Source organism: Rhodococcus sp. SB1D (assembly GCF_048573875.1).
Classification (GTDB): Bacteria; Actinomycetota; Actinomycetes; order Mycobacteriales; family Mycobacteriaceae; genus Rhodococcus_F; species Rhodococcus_F qingshengii.
This window is the reverse complement of sequence record NZ_JBMAIQ010000001.1, coordinates 753,274-769,129: the sequence shown is the minus strand read 5'-3', so window position 1 is coordinate 769,129 and position 15,856 is coordinate 753,274. Positions and strand designations below refer to the sequence as shown.

The 15,856-nt window shown below is 62.7% G+C and carries 14 protein-coding genes; 9 read left to right on the top strand and 5 right to left on the bottom strand.

Going from position 1 to position 15,856, the window contains the following annotated elements; translation table 11 throughout:
• The first annotated feature begins 16 nt into the window (after positions 1-16).
• Positions 17-2,521, top strand: coding sequence for a DEAD/DEAH box helicase (locus ACN50D_RS03630; protein ID WP_065455676.1), 2,505 nt, complete (start codon positions 17-19; stop codon positions 2,519-2,521).
• 53 nt (positions 2,522-2,574) lie between these two features.
• Here the strand turns inward: ACN50D_RS03630 and ACN50D_RS03625 are convergent, their stop codons facing one another.
• Positions 2,575-2,982 (bottom strand): DUF5997 family protein, encoded by a 408-nt coding sequence (locus tag ACN50D_RS03625; protein WP_007732807.1) that lies wholly within the window; start codon positions 2,980-2,982, stop codon positions 2,575-2,577.
• 56 nt (positions 2,983-3,038) lie between these two features.
• Between ACN50D_RS03625 and ACN50D_RS03620 the strand changes: the two genes are divergently transcribed.
• The gene (locus ACN50D_RS03620) at positions 3,039-3,887 is read left to right on the top strand and encodes a LysR substrate-binding domain-containing protein (RefSeq protein ID WP_003942255.1); all 849 of its coding nucleotides are present in this window, start codon (positions 3,039-3,041) and stop codon (positions 3,885-3,887) included.
• Between the two features lie 122 nt (positions 3,888-4,009).
• Positions 4,010-5,410 (top strand): FAD-binding oxidoreductase, encoded by a 1,401-nt coding sequence (locus ACN50D_RS03615; protein WP_209908413.1) that lies wholly within the window; start codon positions 4,010-4,012, stop codon positions 5,408-5,410.
• Between the two features lie 28 nt (positions 5,411-5,438).
• Here the strand turns inward: ACN50D_RS03615 and ACN50D_RS03610 are convergent, their stop codons facing one another.
• A complete protein-coding gene (locus tag ACN50D_RS03610) occupies positions 5,439-6,359 on the bottom strand; it encodes a hydrogen peroxide-inducible genes activator (RefSeq protein ID WP_042920013.1) in 921 nt (306 codons plus the stop codon).
• A gap of 229 nt (positions 6,360-6,588) precedes the next feature.
• Here ACN50D_RS03610 and ACN50D_RS03605 point away from each other — a divergent pair, with 229 nt between their 5' ends.
• The 3 genes from ACN50D_RS03605 to ACN50D_RS03595 all read left to right on the top strand — a co-directional run bounded on the left by ACN50D_RS03605 (position 6,589) and on the right by ACN50D_RS03595 (position 8,479).
• Positions 6,589-7,176: a peroxiredoxin gene (locus ACN50D_RS03605; RefSeq protein ID WP_003942119.1), complete on the top strand. Its 588-nt coding sequence runs from the start codon at positions 6,589-6,591 to the stop codon at positions 7,174-7,176.
• Positions 7,177-7,178: 2 nt separating this feature from the next.
• Positions 7,179-7,718: a carboxymuconolactone decarboxylase family protein gene (locus ACN50D_RS03600; RefSeq protein WP_211920263.1), complete on the top strand. Its 540-nt coding sequence runs from the start codon at positions 7,179-7,181 to the stop codon at positions 7,716-7,718.
• 80 nt (positions 7,719-7,798) lie between these two features.
• Positions 7,799-8,479, top strand: a complete 681-nt coding sequence (locus tag ACN50D_RS03595) for a PhzF family phenazine biosynthesis protein (RefSeq protein WP_003942237.1) — start codon at positions 7,799-7,801, stop codon at positions 8,477-8,479.
• Here the strand turns inward: ACN50D_RS03595 and ACN50D_RS03590 are convergent.
• The gene (locus tag ACN50D_RS03590; RefSeq protein WP_211920265.1) at positions 8,465-9,163 is read right to left on the bottom strand and encodes a hypothetical protein; all 699 of its coding nucleotides are present in this window, start codon (positions 9,161-9,163) and stop codon (positions 8,465-8,467) included. The two genes, ACN50D_RS03595 and ACN50D_RS03590, sit on opposite strands and share 15 nt — an antisense overlap.
• Positions 9,164-9,180: 17 nt before the next feature.
• On the opposite strand from ACN50D_RS03590, the gene ACN50D_RS03585 reads away from it, so the two are divergent.
• Positions 9,181-9,447 carry a hypothetical protein gene (locus ACN50D_RS03585; RefSeq protein ID WP_058227955.1) on the top strand — a complete coding sequence of 89 codons (267 nt, stop codon included), beginning with the start codon at positions 9,181-9,183 and terminating at the stop codon, positions 9,445-9,447.
• Between the two features lie 2 nt (positions 9,448-9,449).
• On the opposite strand, the gene ACN50D_RS03580 is transcribed toward ACN50D_RS03585, so the two are convergent.
• Positions 9,450-10,673 (bottom strand): aspartate aminotransferase family protein, encoded by a 1,224-nt coding sequence (locus ACN50D_RS03580; protein WP_047269349.1) that lies wholly within the window; start codon positions 10,671-10,673, stop codon positions 9,450-9,452.
• A 132-nt stretch (positions 10,674-10,805) separates the two neighbouring features.
• Here ACN50D_RS03580 and ACN50D_RS03575 point away from each other — a divergent pair, with 132 nt between their 5' ends.
• Positions 10,806-11,123: a DUF2322 family protein gene (locus ACN50D_RS03575; protein ID WP_058226259.1), complete on the top strand. Its 318-nt coding sequence runs from the start codon at positions 10,806-10,808 to the stop codon at positions 11,121-11,123.
• On the opposite strand, the gene ACN50D_RS03570 is transcribed toward ACN50D_RS03575, so the two are convergent.
• Complete coding sequence (locus tag ACN50D_RS03570) at positions 11,094-11,723, bottom strand: Pr6Pr family membrane protein (protein ID WP_054188523.1); 630 nt, start codon at positions 11,721-11,723, stop codon at positions 11,094-11,096. The two genes, ACN50D_RS03575 and ACN50D_RS03570, sit on opposite strands and share 30 nt — an antisense overlap.
• Positions 11,724-11,824: 101 nt before the next feature.
• On the opposite strand from ACN50D_RS03570, the gene hrpA reads away from it, so the two are divergent.
• Entirely contained in the window at positions 11,825-15,730 is a 3,906-nt protein-coding gene (gene hrpA / locus ACN50D_RS03565; protein ID WP_211920269.1) for an ATP-dependent RNA helicase HrpA, read from the top strand.
• Positions 15,731-15,856 lie beyond the last annotated feature (126 nt).

Sequence of the window (15,856 nt, the reverse complement as noted above, 5' to 3'; positions counted from 1 at the left end):
CGGCTAGCCTGTACGAGTGCTGCTGACGGAACTTCTCCCCGACAACGCGGATCCTGATTCCGTTTTCGACGCCTTCTCTTCGTGGACCATCGAACGAGGTTTGACGCTCTACCCGGCCCAAGAAGAGGCCGTCATGGAGTTGGTCTCGGGTGCAAACGTGATCCTTGCGACGCCGACCGGGTCAGGCAAGTCGATGGTGGCGATCGGCGCGCATTTCTATGCGATGTCGCTCGGCAAGCGCACCTATTACACAGCGCCGATCAAGGCCTTGGTGAGCGAGAAGTTCTTTGCACTGTGTGAGGTCTTCGGTGCCGAGAACGTCGGCATGATGACTGGCGACGCCGCCGTGAACTCGTCGGCGCCGATCATTTGTGCGACGGCCGAAATCGTCGCGAATCTTGCACTGCGCGAGGGCCCGAACTCCGATATCGGCCAGGTCGTGATGGACGAGTTCCACTTCTACTCCGAACCCGATCGAGGTTGGGCGTGGCAGGTTCCGCTCATCGAGTTGCCGCACGCCCAGTTCCTGTTGATGTCGGCAACTCTCGGTGAGGTCGACTTCTTCTCCGAAGATCTGACGCGGCGTACCGGGAAACCCACCACCGTCGTCTCCGGCACAGAACGCCCCGTGCCGCTGATGTTCTCGTACGCGACCACGCCGGTCGGCGAAACCATCGAAGATCTGGTGACCACCAACCAGTCCCCCGTCTACATCGTGCATTTCACGCAGGCCGCCGCCCTCGAACGCGCCCAGGCACTGACGAGCGTCAACTTCTGTTCCAAAGAAGAGAAGGAAGCGATCGCCGAGGCGCTGGGTGGTTTCCGCTTCACCACCGGGTTCGGAAAAACACTCTCCCGCCTGGTCCGGCACGGCATCGGCGTTCACCATGCGGGCATGCTGCCCAAGTACCGACGGCTCATCGAAGTTCTCGCACAGGACGGGCTTCTCAAGGTGATTTGCGGTACCGACACCCTCGGCGTCGGCATCAACGTCCCGATCCGCACAGTGCTGCTCACGGGTCTGGCCAAGTACGACGGCGTCCGTACTCGGCATCTGAAAGCCCGCGAGTTCCATCAGATCGCCGGTCGCGCGGGTCGTGCAGGCTACGACACGATGGGCACCGTCGTCGTCCAGGCACCGGAACACGAAGTAGAGAATCTGCGGGCAGTCGCCAAGGCCGGCGACGATCCGAAGAAGATCAAGAAGATTCAACGCAAGAAGGCTCCCGAGGGGTTTGTGTCCTGGAGCGAAGCGACGTTCGATCGCTTGGTCGCCGCATCGCCCGAGCCGTTGGTGTCGCGATTCTCGGTCAGCAACTCGATGCTGCTCAATGTCATTGCCCGCCCGGGTAACTGCTTCGACGCGATGCGGCACCTGTTGGAGGACAACCACGAATCGCGTCCGGCGCAGCGCAAGCACATCCTCAAAGCGATCTCGCTGTATCGCGGATTGCTCAGCGCCGGCATCGTGGAACGCCTCGACGAACCCGACGAGTACGGCCGCATGGCTCGGTTGACGATGGACCTGCAACGCGACTTCGCCCTGAACCAGCCACTCTCACCGTTCGCCTTGGCGGCATTCGAACTTCTCGACGTCGAATCCGACAGTTACGCACTCGATGTCGTCTCGATCATCGAGTCGACGCTCGACGATCCGCGTCAGGTTCTGATGGCGCAGCAGCACTTCGCTCGTGGCGAAGCGGTTGCGCAGATGAAGGCCGACGGCATCGAGTACGAGGAGCGCATGGAACTCCTCGAAGAGGTTACGTGGCCGAAACCGTTGTCGGACTTGCTGTTCCCGGCTTTCGAAATGTACCGGGGTGGCCACCCGTGGATCACCGAGTTCGCCCTCTCCCCCAAGTCCGTGGTGCGCGACATGATCGAACGCGCCATGACGTTTGCCGAGTTGATCAGCCATTACGGACTCACCCGGTCCGAGGGCCTCGTCCTGCGCTACCTCGCCGACGCCTACCGCGCGCTGCGACAGACCGTCCCGGCGGAAGCGCGCACCGAGGAACTCGAAGACATCATCGAGTGGTTGGGCGAGCTGATCCGTCAGGTCGACTCGAGCCTGCTCGACGAATGGGAGTCACTCACCGACCCCGGAGCCGAGGCAGATACGGAAGAGGTTGCGTTCGGCGCCGACATTCCCCGTCCCATCTCGGCGAACCCGCGCGCATTCCGCGTCATGGTGCGCAATGCGATGTTCCGACGCATCGACCTCGCGTCGCGTCGGCAGTGGAACGAGCTGGAAAACCTCGAGGACGGTATCGACGCCGCCGAGTGGGAAGAGCAACTACTCCCGTACTTCGAGGAGTACGCAACAATCGGAACCGGGCCATCGGCGCGCGGGCCGGCGCTCTTCCAGGTCACCGAAGAGGGTGAGTTCTGGCGGGTGCGGCAGGTGCTCGAGGATCCGGAGGGCGATCACGGATGGGCACTGCTTGCCGTCGTCGACATCCCGGAATCGGATGCCGCGGGTGAAATCGTGTTCGACGAGCTGAGCGTCGTAGAAGGCTAGCGCCTGTGCGCCTTTCTGGTAGTCGGCGCTACCAAAAAGGCGCACAGGGGGCGTCAGCCCCTTCGAGCCTTCCGCGGCTGGTTGCGGCGAGCAGCGCGCTTTTCCTTGATGCGAACGTTCTCGGCCCGCACCTCGGCCTGAACAGCGCGTTCCTTTTCGAGCCATTCGGGCTTCTCTTCGAGGAGTGCGGCGATCTGATCCGTGGTGAGTGCTTCTTCGACGCCGCCGCGGGCCAGCCCGGCGATCGATACGCCCAGCTTGGCGGCGATGACCGGGCGAGGGTGCGGTCCGGTGCGTCGCAGCTCCAGCAGCCACTCCGGCGGATCGGTCTGCAGAGCGGTCAGCTCGTCACGAGTCACGTCGCCTTCCTGGAACTGCGCAGGTGTTGCTTCCAGGTACACACCCAGCTTCTTGGCAGCCGTCGTCGGCTTCATCGTCTGGGGAGTTTTGTTCGACGTCATGCAACAAGAGTAACCAGCCGATACGGGTGCTTTTACCAAGGCGGTAGCCTTGCCTGGTGACAGACGCGGATAGTCAGGCAATTTTTCGACTCGCGTACGCCCCGGGGGTGACGCCCACCAAGTGGGTCCGGGTGTGGCACGAGCGGCTCCCCGAGGTGCGTCTGGAACTTGTTCAGTTCCCGGTTCTCGAACTCGAAGCTGCACTTCGCGCCGGTGAAGCAGATGCAGGTTTGGTTCGACTGCCGATCGACCGGACCGGCATCAGCGCCATCTCGCTGTACGCGGAAACCCCGGTGGTGGTGGTACCGAAGGATCACGTATTCACTACTGTCGATCAGATTTCCGTCGACGATCTGGCCGACGAGATAGTGCTCGATCCTCTCGACGACAGACTCGACTGGCCGACCCGTCCCGGAAAGACCGCCGCCGAGCGACCCGCGACCATCGCCGACGCCATCGAGTTGGTGGCCGCCGGTGTCGGAGTTGTCGTGGTTCCCCATTCGCTGGCGCGGTTCCACCATCGCAAGGACCTGACCTTCCGTCCGGTGGACGGTGCGCCCGAGGCTCCTGTGGCTTTGGCATGGATGGAGTCCAAGACCACAGATCTGGTCGAGGAACTTATCGGCATCGTGCGGGGCCGAACGGCGCAGAGTTCCCGCGGCCGAAACGGTGAGCCGGCGGAGAAGATCAAGGGCTCCGTCAAGGCCAAGATCGCGGCCCGCGAGCGTCGCGCAGAAGCTGCCAAGAACGGGCAGAAAGCTAAGGGCGCCGGCACCGCAAAGAACATATCCGGACGCAACGCCGGTTCCGGTAAGGCCAAGGCGGGCGGCAAATCAGGCAGCGGCAAGTCCGGTGGGACCAAGAGTTCGGGTGGCCGGTTCTCCGGAAAGCAGAAGGGCCGCTAGGGCTTCAACTGGCAACTCGGAGGATCGCTGCCGGACAATGCTGAACTGATCAGGCGCGACAGACTCGGACTGTGGTCTCGCGAATTGGCGCATCGTCGAACTCCGTCGAGCATGATGAGAGTATGACTCCCGCGAGTTCTTCAGCCCTCGACGAATTGGTAGCGGCACTCCCCGAGGGAGCCGTCCTGCTGGATCCGGACGTGACCGCGGGCTACCGCCAGGACTGGGCCGCCGATCCGACCGCCGGCCATCCCGCTGCCGTGGTTCGCGCTACGTGCACCGAAGACATCCAAACAGTGATGCGCTGGGCAACCGCCAACCGCGTGCCGGTGGTTCCCAGAGGTGCCGGCTCGGGCCTGTCCGGTGGATCCAGCGCCGTCGACGGTTGCATAGTGGTCAGCACCGAGCGAATGCGACAGATCACGATCGACCCGGTCGCCCGGGTGGCGGTTGCTCAGCCCGGTTTGATGAATGCGGAGGTCAAGAAAGCAGCCGCAGAGCACGGACTCTGGTACCCACCCGACCCGTCATCCTTCGAAATCTGTTCCATCGGCGGCAATGCAGCCACCAACGCCGGCGGACTCTGCTGCGTCAAGTACGGAGTTACCACCGACTACGTTCTCGGACTCCGGGTCGTGCTGGCGGACGGTGCAGCTGTCAGCCTCGGAGGTCCCCTTCTCAAGGACGTCGCCGGACTCTCACTCACCAAACTGTTCGTGGGCAGCGAGGGCACTCTCGGCATCATCACGGAAATCACGTTGCGTTTGATTCCCGCGCAGCCGCCCGCATCAACCGTCGTCGCGTCGTTCGACTCGGTACAAGAAGCTGCCGACGCGGTCTTGGCGATCACCAGCAACATGCGTCCGGCGATGCTCGAGTTCATGGATCACGCCAGTATCAATGCTGTCGAGGATTCGGTACGCATGGGTCTGAACCGCAAGGCTCACGCACTACTGCTCGCGCAGTCCGACGCACCCGGCGCGGCAGGCGTGCTGGAAATCGAGACGATTGTTCAGGCGTGCGAAAACAACGGAGCCACCGAAGTATTCGCCACCGATGACCAGGCCGAAGGTGACGCTTTTGCGGCGGCACGGCGAGCGGTGTTCCCGGCCGTGCTCGCGATGGGAAGTCTGCTTCTCGAAGACGTGGGCGTTCCCATGCGCGCACTCCCCCAGCTGGTAACCGGGGTCGAAGCCATCGCCGACGACCTCGACGTCCTGATCTGCACGGTGGCGCACGCCGGAGACGGAAACACACACCCGCTCATCGTCTTCGACCCCGCAGACCCGGACATGTCCGAACGCGCACAGATCGCATTCGGACGGGTGATGGATCTCGCCATCGCGCTCGGCGGCACGATCACCGGCGAACACGGGGTGGGTCGACTCAAGCGCGACTGGCTGCCGTCACAGTTGGGTGAAGACGTCATGGCCCTCAATCGCAAGGTCAAGGATGCGCTCGACCCGCTGGGGATTCTCAATCCCGGAGCCGTCATTGCCGTGAAAGAAGGCTCTCTCGACTAGCTTTCACGTCGACGTCGAACGAGTCACGTCATCGAGGAACCGTCGGGCTGACCGAACGGACCAGCTCGGCCAGCTGACGGAATCCTTCTGCTCGGCCACTCGACGAGCGGAACACGACGCCGATCGTGCGACCTGGAGCCGGCGAAGCGAAACGCGCCGTCGACAAGTCCCCGCGTCGAACCTCCACTGCAACAGCCGATTCCGGGACCAAAGTCACCCCGAGTCCCCCGGCCACACATTGCACGACTGTCGCGAGAGAGGTAGCCCGCGTGTCGCCGGCAAGCGGATGGGCGTCTACCGAACGGCACAGATCCAACGTCTGGTCACGCAGGCAGTGGCCGTCGTCGAGCAAGAGCAACGGCAGCGCGTCGAGCACGTCCGCCGTGAGATCGACACGTCCGGCCAAGGAATGATCGTTCGGCACGACCATCACAAAATCCTCTTCGTACACAGGAACTTCCACCAGGCCAGGTGTTCCGGCAGGAAGCGCCAACACCGCGACGTCGAGCGCTCCCGATCGCAGGGCATCAAGCAAGCGCGCCGTTTGATCCTCGACTATTTGCGGCGCCAACGACGGCAGCTTCTCGCGCAGCTCCGGCAACAACCCCGGAAGAATGTAGGGCGCAACGGTCGGGATCAACCCGATGCGCAGCGGTCCGGTCAGAGAGTCGCCGGAGCCGGCCGCGCTCGCGACGAAACCGTCGGCAGCCTCGAGGATTTGCTTGGCCTGACCGAGCAAGCGCTGTCCGTCCGCGGTCACGAGCACGCGCCGCGTACTACGTTCGATCAGTTTGACCCCTAGTCCCGCCTCGAGAGCTGCCAGCGCCTGCGACAGTGTGGGTTGGCTCACACCGGAACGCGCTGCGGCAGTACCGAAGTGCCGGTACTCGGCCACCGACACAAAGGCACGCAGCTGTGACAAGGAAGGTTGATAAGTCTGATCAGACATGCCTATCAGTGTAGTGCCACCCATCACCTTTACCTTTTGAACGGTTTGATGCAGAATGGACTCATACCAAAAAGCGCCGGTCACAACCTCGACACTCCAGTCGAAACCGTCCGACCCGCTGACGGTGACAAACCCTCTCGATCCAGCACGTTCGGCCGTCACAGTCCGAACATCCGGATCGTGTGCGCAAGAAATTCCTGTTCACGAGACACGTAGGAGAATGAGACACATGGCTCTGCTCACAATCGGCGACCAGTTCCCCGCTTACAACCTCACGGCTGTCATCGGCGGCGACCTGTCCAAGGTCGATGCCCAGCAGCCCGATGACTACTTCACCACCGTCACCAGTGACGACTACGCAGGCAAGTGGCGCATCGTCTTCTTCTGGCCCAAGGACTTCACCTTCGTGTGCCCCACCGAGATTGCTGCATTCGGCAAGCTCAACGAAGAGTTCGCAGACCGTGACGCTCAGGTTCTCGGCGCTTCCGTCGACAACGAGTTCGTGCACTTCCAGTGGCGTGCACAGCACGAAGAGCTCAAGACCCTCCCCTTCCCGATGCTTTCGGACCTCAAGCGCGAGCTTGCCGAGGCCACCGGCGTCCTCAACGCCGACGGCGTTGCAGACCGCGCGACGTTCATCGTCGACCCCAACAACGAGATCCAGTTCGTCTCCGTCACAGCCGGTTCCGTCGGCCGTAACGTCGACGAGGTTCTCCGCGTCCTCGACGCTCTCCAGAGCGACGAGCTGTGCGCATGCAACTGGAAGAAGGGCGACCCGACCATCAACGCCGGCGAGCTCCTGACTGCGAGCGTCTGAGTATGAGCGTCGAGAACCTCAAGAACTCGCTTCCCGAGTACGCGAAGGACCTCAAGCTCAACCTGAGTTCCATTGCGCGCACGACGGTCCTGAACGAGCAGCAGTTGTGGGGAACGCTCCTCGCAACGGCCGCAGCCACCAAGTCTGCGTCCACGCTCAAGGAGATTGCTTCCGAGGCTGCCGACAACCTGTCGGCAGAGGCATACAACGCCGCTCTCGGCGCAGCGTCGATCATGGGCATGAACAACGTCTTCTACCGCACCAAGGGCTACCTCGACGGTAAGTACGACGACCTTCGTGCCGGCCTGCGGATGAACATCATCGGCAACCCGGGCGTCGACAAGGCCGACTTCGAATTGTGGTCGCTTGCAGTGTCCGCGATCAACGGCTGCAACCACTGCCTCGAAGCTCACGAGAACACCCTCCGCCAGGAAGGTGTCGACCGCGAGGTCATCTTCGAAGCGATCCGCGCCGGTTCCATCGTCGCGGGCGTCGCACAGGCTGTCGACGCCAACGAGATCCTCTCTGCCGCACAGGTCTGATCACTCGGACCTGAGTGCAGTTCGACGAGCCCTCCCCACCGTGAAGGTGGGGAGGGCTTTTCGCGCGCTAGGGTGGACCGATGGGTATCGAGGTGAGTGTGGTCCGGGTCTTCACGGACGAGAACGGCAAGCACGGGAATCCGCTGGGAATCGTCGACGCGTCCACGGTTGCAGAATCGGATCGACAAGCCGTCGCGAAGGAACTCGACTACAGCGAGACCATCTTCATCGACGTTCCGGATGACGGCGCCTCGCGTGCGCGGGTCCAGATCTTCACTCCGGCAGCAGAACTCCCCTTCGCCGGACACCCGACCGTCGGTGCCACGTGGTGGCTGGGCGAACAGGGCCGTCGCGTGAGCGCCCTCGACGTTCCTGCCGGCAGTGTCGACGTCCGCCAATCCGGCGCTTTGACGTGGGTACGCGCGCGTGCCGAATGGGCACCGGAATTCGCGATCTATCCGATGGACACGGTGGACGACGTCATCGACGCAGATCCGTCCGACTACGAGGCGGATCATTCGTATCTGTGGGCATGGCAGGACAAGCTCGAAGCTGCCATCCGCGCACGCATGTTCGCACCGGTGATGGGAATCGCCGAGGACGAGGCGACCGGATCTGCAGCGCTGCGCATCACGGACCGATTGAGGAAATCATTGCTCATCACCCAGGGACGCGGATCGGTCCTTCACACGACCTTCTCTCCGGAAGGTTGGCTCGAAGTCGGCGGCCGCGTCGTCGCCGAGCCGTCACGAACCTTGTGAGTACCCGGCGGGATTGCGTCCGGCCTCGAGGTCACGTGCACTCAGTGATACCGAGATCTCGTCACCGAGCGCAACTCCCGGAGCGAGGGGCAACTGATCTCCACTCCAGAACTTGCCCGGGTCGAACCAGTTGACACGACGATTGCCGACGAGCAGACCCGTCGCTTCATAGGTCTTGGCAACCACTTCGGCGCAGTAGGCGCTCTCGACGGCCACTGCCGATACGTCGGACTTCTTGCGCAGCTTCGGGATTCGGCCGCCGAACCAGCGCGAAGCAAGCTTGGCCGTCGACGGGAAAGGCGTACCGTCCAGCCGCGCGATCGTCTCGAGCAGAGCGTCTTCCTGCTCCCGGGTGACTTCGTGGTCGAGCTGGCGCAACCATCCACGCTGCCCGTACTTGGCGCCCCAAACCTGAACGGCCGATCGCAGATCGTGCAGTTGGACACCACGCTGGAAGCGTCCGGTCCACATGTCCTGCAGCGAGTGACCGAGTTCCGCATGCCACATCAGCGGCGGGAGGTCGTCGATCACGACCGACATTCCGACGTGGTTGACGGGGCTGTTGGTCAGTGTCTGAATGGCCCGGTCCGCCGTCGACTCTCCGCGGAAGATCCAGATGTCGCCCGTGCGGGTCGCCGCGGCGGCCTCGTCGAGACTCACCTGCGAAAGCAATCGTCGGTCCATGCCTCTAGCGTAGAGGGATGAAACTCCGTACTCCTCTGCGCGCCTCGCACGTTTGGAAACTGGTCGGCCTCGCCGGTGCAATGGGCGTTGCCGCCACCGGGGTTCTCGTTGCGCGCGGCGAACGCCAGCGTCGGGCCTACTCTCCGGACGAAATTCGCTCGGTACTGCACGAGCGGTACACCCAGGCCTACGCCAAGCAGTCGGAACAAGAGGTTCTGGAACTCGAACCTGCACCCAACGCTGTGCGGCGCCGAATCGAGAAACTCTTCCGGCGCCGCAACTGACATCAGCCGAGGGCTGCGAGGATCCCTGCTGCCATCTCCGCGACCTGATCATCGGTCATGACAAACGTCGGCGAAATCTGCATCGCACCCTGACCCGCCGCGCGACCCGAAATACCATGCTCACGAAGCGTCTTCACGAACGGCAACGCCTCCGCCGGATCAGCCAACTGCACCGCAGCAACCGCACCGAGTCCACTACGAACCTCCGCCACCCGCGGATGCTCCGCCAACGGCTGCAGATGCGTATGCAACGACGCCTCCAAACGCTTCGACTCCGCGAGCAGATTCTCACGCTCGAGAATGTCGAGGTTCGCCATCGCCGCCGCAGCAGCACCGGCATGCCCGCCGTAGGTGTAACCATGACGCCACCACGAACCCGCATAGAACGGCTCCGCCACCCGCGGCGCGATGAACACCGCACCCATCGGAACGTAACCCGACGTCAAACCCTTTGCCGTGGTCATCATGTCGGGCTGCAAATCGAAACGAGTAGACGCGAACCACTCACCACCGATACGGCCGAAACCGGTCACGACCTCGTCGACGACAAAGAGGATGTCGTGCTCGCGGCAGATGTCACGCACCTCCGCCAGATACCCCTCCGGCGGCAGATACACCCCACCCGCACCGATGATCGGCTCCGCGAAGAACGCAGCGATCTTGTTCGCACCGACCCTCTCGATCAACTCGAGCAGACTCTTCGCATCATCCCAGCCGACCGTCGCCGCATCCGCCATCAGCTCGCCGTACCCCTCACGGTTCACCGGAATACCAGCGAGAGCCGTTCCGGCAACATGCATTCCGTGATACGCCTTCTGACGACCGACGATGATCGCCTTCTCCGGCTGCCCCACCTCGTGCCAGTACCGACGAGCCAGCTTCGCCGCAGTGTCCACCGAATCCGAACCACCCGAAGTGAAGAAGATCTTGCTCCCGGCAACCGGCGCGATCGTCGCCAACCGCTCCGCCAACACCTGCGTGGTCTCGGGAACAAAATCACCGAAATTCGAGAAATGAGCGATCTTCGACAACTGAGCCGCCACCGCATCCGCGATCTCCGTGCGCCCGTGCCCGACATTGGTGAACCACAGGCCCGCCGTCGCATCCAGATACCGAGTGCCCTCGCGGTCCCAGATGTACGCGCCCTCACCGCGAGAGACGACAAACGCGCCGTTCTTCTCCACAGCGCCCATGTCCGCGAACCCGTGCCACAATGCCGAAGCCATCATTGTCCCCTTCGAATACAAACGATGCTGGTGTGCAAACGATGTGCTGCGACTATATCGACACCAGGAATCCGCGCACGACGGCGCTCGCCCGGCACCGGCTTTCACGGGCGCACCCGTAATCTGTCGACCATGACTTTTGCCGACAATCTTGCCGCACTGCCCGCCATCGATCATCTGGCCGCCATCGAGGTACTCGACGCCGACGGAACCGTCGTCGACACCGTGGAGAACAAGCCCGGAAAGTCCGGCTCGGTCAAGGTGTACAACCATCTCGCTCAGGTCTACGGCGCGCTGACACCCGAAGCCGCCTCGGCAGGACTGACGATCTTCGCCGAGCACACCGAGGACGCGCGGGCGAACCCCGGTAAGCATCCGAACGTGGACCGCCTCGAGCAGGTGCTCGCCTCCGGCAATCCCCTAGGACTTCGCAGCGTTCCGTCCGCGTAGCCCGGCTCCCAGCCGTCCGACGGCATTGACTGCCAACGCCATCAGGGCCATCGCGATGCCCAGTACGACGAATCCGATGAACAGGGCCAGATAGCCCTGGTGGCGCGGATCCATGAACGGGTAGGGATACCAGTCGACGATCGAGCCTCGGATCAACGTGTACACGCCGTACACGACCGGGAACAGCAACCACTGCAGTGAACGTGCTTCGGAGATCCTGTGCCTCGAGGCGAAGAACACCCAGTCGAGCAGCATGACCAACGGAAGAATCCGATGCAGTGCCGAGTTGATCCAGGCATCGTTCAAATTGACGTCGATATCTGCCAGGAGGACGGCATAGATGATGCCGGTGATCACCATGTACAGCGTCACCGCCCCGCGGATCGACTGCCACGCCTGCGATTGTGGATCTCGAATTGCACCGATCAGCAACACGATCACCGCAAGAATGTTGCTCTCGATGGTGAAGTAGCTCAGATAGTTCGACAGAGACAGCTCAGCCGCGTCACGGATCGGGATCCACAGCAAAGCGGCAAGTCCGAACACAGCAAACAACAGTCTCAGGGCTCGCACGGCGATCGGCGTCGACAAGACAGGCACCGATGACTCATTTGCGGTATTTGTCGTCACTGGTCGATATTTGCACATCAGCACGATCTGCGAGCGGTAGTTGTGAACGCGTTCGATAGGCTGTCATCAGCATGTCTACAACACCACCGGCCCCGCTCTCCCCCAAGCGGAGTGACCTGAAGAGCGCGCTGGCGCAGGTCTCACTCCGCGACGAGAGTCGACTCCGTCGCAAACTCGACCGTGCCCGCACACCAGACGCTTTGGTGGCGCTGGCCGAGGAAATCGAAACGGCGCGCACGCGGTTGGCCGCACGCTCCGCCAATGTTCCCGCAGTCTCGTATCCGGAAGCTCTGCCCGTCAGTCAGCGCAAGGACGACATCGCGACCGCGATCTCGGAGAATCAGGTTGTCATCGTCGCCGGCGAGACCGGCTCGGGTAAGACAACCCAGATCCCGAAGATCTGTCTCGAACTCGGACGTGGCGTCCGCGGTTTGATCGGACACACACAGCCGCGCCGGTTGGCAGCACGCACCGTTGCCGAACGTATCGCCGAAGAACTCGACACCGAACTCGGCGACGCCGTCGGATACACCGTGCGGTTCACCGACCAGGTCTCGGACCGCACCTACGTCAAGCTCATGACCGACGGCATTCTCCTCGCCGAAATTCAGCGCGACCGTATGCTCCGACGCTACGACACGCTGATCATCGACGAAGCGCACGAACGCAGTCTCAACATCGACTTCATCCTCGGTTACCTGGCTCAGCTGCTCCCCCTCCGACCCGATCTCAAGGTCATCATCACGTCGGCGACCATCGATCCCGAGCGCTTCGCCAAGCACTTCGCTGTCGACGGTAAGCCCGCGCCGATCGTCGAGGTATCCGGGCGAACATTCCCTGTCGAAATGCGTTACCGGCCACTGACCGTCGAATCCGGCGACATCACCTTCGACCGCGATCCCGTCGACGCGGTCTGCGAGGCGGTCGACGAGCTGAGCGCGGAGGGCGAAGGCGACATCTTGGTCTTCCTCTCCGGCGAACGCGAAATTCGCGACACCGCAGATGCTTTACGCGATCGGCGTCTTCGCAACACCGAAATCGTCCCGCTGTACGCGCGGCTGTCTGCCGCCGAGCAACACAAAGTGTTCTCGCCGCACACCGGCCGACGCGTCGTCCTTGCCACCAACGTGGCCGAGACCTCGCTGACCGTTCCCGGCATTCGGTACGTCGTCGATCCGGGAACCGCGCGCATTTCGCGATATTCGGTGCGCACCAAGGTTCAGCGGTTGCCGATCGAGCCCATTTCGCAGGCGTCAGCCCGTCAGCGTTCCGGGCGTTGCGGCCGCGTCGCCGAAGGAATCTGCATCCGCCTGTATTCCGAGGAGGACTTCGAGTCACGGCCGGCATTCACCGAACCGGAGATCCTGCGAACCAACCTCGCATCCGTGATCTTGCAGATGACGGCCCTCGGCCTGGGCGACATCGCGGCATTCCCCTTCGTCGAACCGCCGGACCAGCGCGCCGTGAAGGACGGAATCGGACTCCTCGAAGAACTCGGCGCCATCGCGCGAGGTTCCGAGGCCAGCCACCCCGAACTGACGCCGGTCGGCCGCGAGCTGGCCCAGATTCCGGTGGATCCGCGGATGGCACGGATGCTGGTGGAAGCCAAGAACAACGGTTGCCTTCACGAAACCCTTGTCATCGTCGCGGCGTTGTCCATCCAGGACGTTCGCGAGCGGCCCGCCGAGTTCCAGCAAGCCGCCGACGAAAAGCACGCCCGCTTCAACGTCGAGAACTCCGACTTCCTGGCCTACCTGAAACTGTGGGACTACTTACGCGAACAACGTAACGATCTGTCCTCCAACCAGTTTCGCAAGATGTGCCGGAACGAGTTCCTGCACTGGCTCCGCATCCGCGAATGGCAGGATCTGCACGGGCAACTCCGGCAGATCACCCGCGGTCTCGGCTGGACAGTGGGAGAGACACCGGCAAGCGAGAACGCGATCCATCAGTCGCTCCTTGCCGGGTTGCTCTCGCATATCGGGCTACGCGAGGGCGAGAAGCGGGACTACCTCGGCGCCAGGGGCAGCCACTTCGCGATCTTCCCCGGATCGGGACTGTTCAAGAAGCCACCACGCTGGGTCATGGCCGCCGAACTCGTGGAAACGTCGAGGCTGTGGGCGCGCATGTCCGCGCGTATCGAACCCGAGTGGGCTGAAAAGCTCGCCCCGCACCTGGTGAAACGGACCTATTCCGAACCGCACTGGTCCTCCAAGCGCGGCTCGGCGATGGCATACGAGCGGGTCACTCTCTACGGAGTTCCTCTGGTAACCGGCCGCGCAGTGACGTACTCACGAATCGATCCCGAGGCCTCTCGCGATCTCTTCATCCGCCATGCGCTCGTGCAGGGCGAATGGCAGACGAACCACAAGTTCTTCCACGAAAACCGTGCACTCCTCGACAACGTCGAAGAACTCGAGAACCGCGCGCGCCGACGCGACATCCTCGTCGACGACGAAACTCTCTACGAGTTCTACGACGAACGTATCGGCCAGGAAGCCGTATCCGCCAAGCATTTCGACCAGTGGTGGAAGACCGAGCGGCGCAAGAATCCGAGTCTGCTGACGTTCACACCGGAAACGGTGGTCAACTCCGACGCGGCTGCCGTCCTGGGCGGCGAGTACCCGGACGCTTGGCGCCAGGGCGACATGCAGTTTCCGCTCACTTACCAATTCGAGCCGGGAAAGGACGACGACGGCGTCAGCGCGCACATCCCGGTCGGCCTGCTCGCGCAACTTCAGCCGGTCGGCTTCGACTGGTTGGTCCCCGGTATGCGCGTCGATCTGGTTACTGCTCTGATCAAGACGTTGCCCAAGAACATTCGACGCGCTGTCGTTCCGGCTCCGGATTATGCCGCCGCAGCATTGGCAGCAGTCAAACCTCGATCCGAGCCGTTGATGACCGCGATGGCCCGCGAACTCTCGCACTTGGGCGGGATCCAGATCGACGCCAAGGACTTCGATCCCGCCGCGCTGCCCGACCATCTTCGGATGACATTTGTCGTCGAGGACGAATCGGGCAAGGTTCTCGCGAAGGGTAAGGATCTGGCGCAGCTACGACGCACGCTCGCCCCGCGCGTGCAGAAGGAAGTGGCCAAGGCGGCAACCGGAACCGAACGGGCAGCGGCAACCGTCTGGACATCCGAAACGCTGGGCGCATTGGAACAGACCATCACTCGCTCCATCGGCGGACAGCAGGTGACCGGCTACCCAGCTCTGGTGCCGGAGAACGGCGGAGTTGCCGTTCGTGTCCTGAGTACGCCGGCCGCGCAGGCGCAGGCGATGAGGGAAGGTACGCGGGCGCTTCTCCTTGCGGCCGTTCCCACCCAACTCAAGGCAGTGACCGCCGGCTTGTCGAACACGCAGCGTCTGGCTCTCGGCCAGAATCCGGACGGCGGCTTGGAGGCCCTCGTCGAAGATTGCCGGGTGGCAGCTGCCAACGAAGTGATCGCGGCTCACGGTGGACCGGTACGCACGCCTGAAGCGTTCGATGCCCTGGTGAAGATCGCACGCTCCGAACTGGCCGGACGCGTTTCCGCGATCCTGCGCATGATTGTTCCGATCCTCGAACAAGCACACCGACTGAGCGTCGTGCTGGACCGCTCGCGCGGCGAGGCAGCCGACGACGTCCGAGAACAGTTGACCTCACTGCTGTTTCCGGGATTTGTCGCCGAACTGGGATCGGCCCGCCTACGCGATTTACCGCGGTATCTTGCCGCAGCAAAATTCCGTCTCGAAGCTCTGCCCGCAAGTGCACAACGAGATCAGCAGGCTATGGATGTCCTCGACCGGGTGTACGCAGCGTACGACCGGTTGTTGAGTTCGCTTCCCGAAGAGCGTCGCACTGCTCGAGATGTCGACGCGATCAGTTGGATGATCGAGGAACTGCGCGTGAGCCTGTTTGCGCAGTCCCTCGGTACACCCACACCGATTTCCGAAAAGCGAGTCCTGAAAGCTATCGAAGCGATCAAGCGTTGATGTTCGGCGAGAATTGCGCGATCAGTAGATTGTCTGAATGTTGACGTTGGTGAGGAAACCGCCAAAGGTGGCAACAGTGTTGGCGAACCCGAGGGTTACCAGGCTGTTCACGACTCCGAGAACTGC

What these genes read in the sequence shown, in the direction of transcription:
- ACN50D_RS03625 (WP_007732807.1), bottom strand. Translation starts at nt 2,982, where the DNA reads ATGACGTCGAACAAAACTCCCCAGACGATGAAGCCGACGACGGCTGCC.
- ACN50D_RS03615 (WP_209908413.1), top strand. Translation starts at nt 4,010, where the DNA reads ATGACTCCCGCGAGTTCTTCAGCCCTCGACGAATTGGTAGCGGCACTC.
- ACN50D_RS03610 (WP_042920013.1), bottom strand. Translation starts at nt 6,359, where the DNA reads ATGTCTGATCAGACTTATCAACCTTCCTTGTCACAGCTGCGTGCCTTT.
- ACN50D_RS03605 (WP_003942119.1), top strand. Translation starts at nt 6,589, where the DNA reads ATGGCTCTGCTCACAATCGGCGACCAGTTCCCCGCTTACAACCTCACG.
- ACN50D_RS03600 (WP_211920263.1), top strand. Translation starts at nt 7,179, where the DNA reads ATGAGCGTCGAGAACCTCAAGAACTCGCTTCCCGAGTACGCGAAGGAC.
- ACN50D_RS03595 (WP_003942237.1), top strand. Translation starts at nt 7,799, where the DNA reads ATGGGTATCGAGGTGAGTGTGGTCCGGGTCTTCACGGACGAGAACGGC.
- ACN50D_RS03590 (WP_211920265.1), bottom strand. Translation starts at nt 9,163, where the DNA reads ATGGACCGACGATTGCTTTCGCAGGTGAGTCTCGACGAGGCCGCCGCG.
- ACN50D_RS03585 (WP_058227955.1), top strand. Translation starts at nt 9,181, where the DNA reads ATGAAACTCCGTACTCCTCTGCGCGCCTCGCACGTTTGGAAACTGGTC.
- ACN50D_RS03580 (WP_047269349.1), bottom strand. Translation starts at nt 10,673, where the DNA reads ATGGCTTCGGCATTGTGGCACGGGTTCGCGGACATGGGCGCTGTGGAG.
- ACN50D_RS03575 (WP_058226259.1), top strand. Translation starts at nt 10,806, where the DNA reads ATGACTTTTGCCGACAATCTTGCCGCACTGCCCGCCATCGATCATCTG.
- hrpA (WP_211920269.1), top strand. Translation starts at nt 11,825, where the DNA reads ATGTCTACAACACCACCGGCCCCGCTCTCCCCCAAGCGGAGTGACCTG.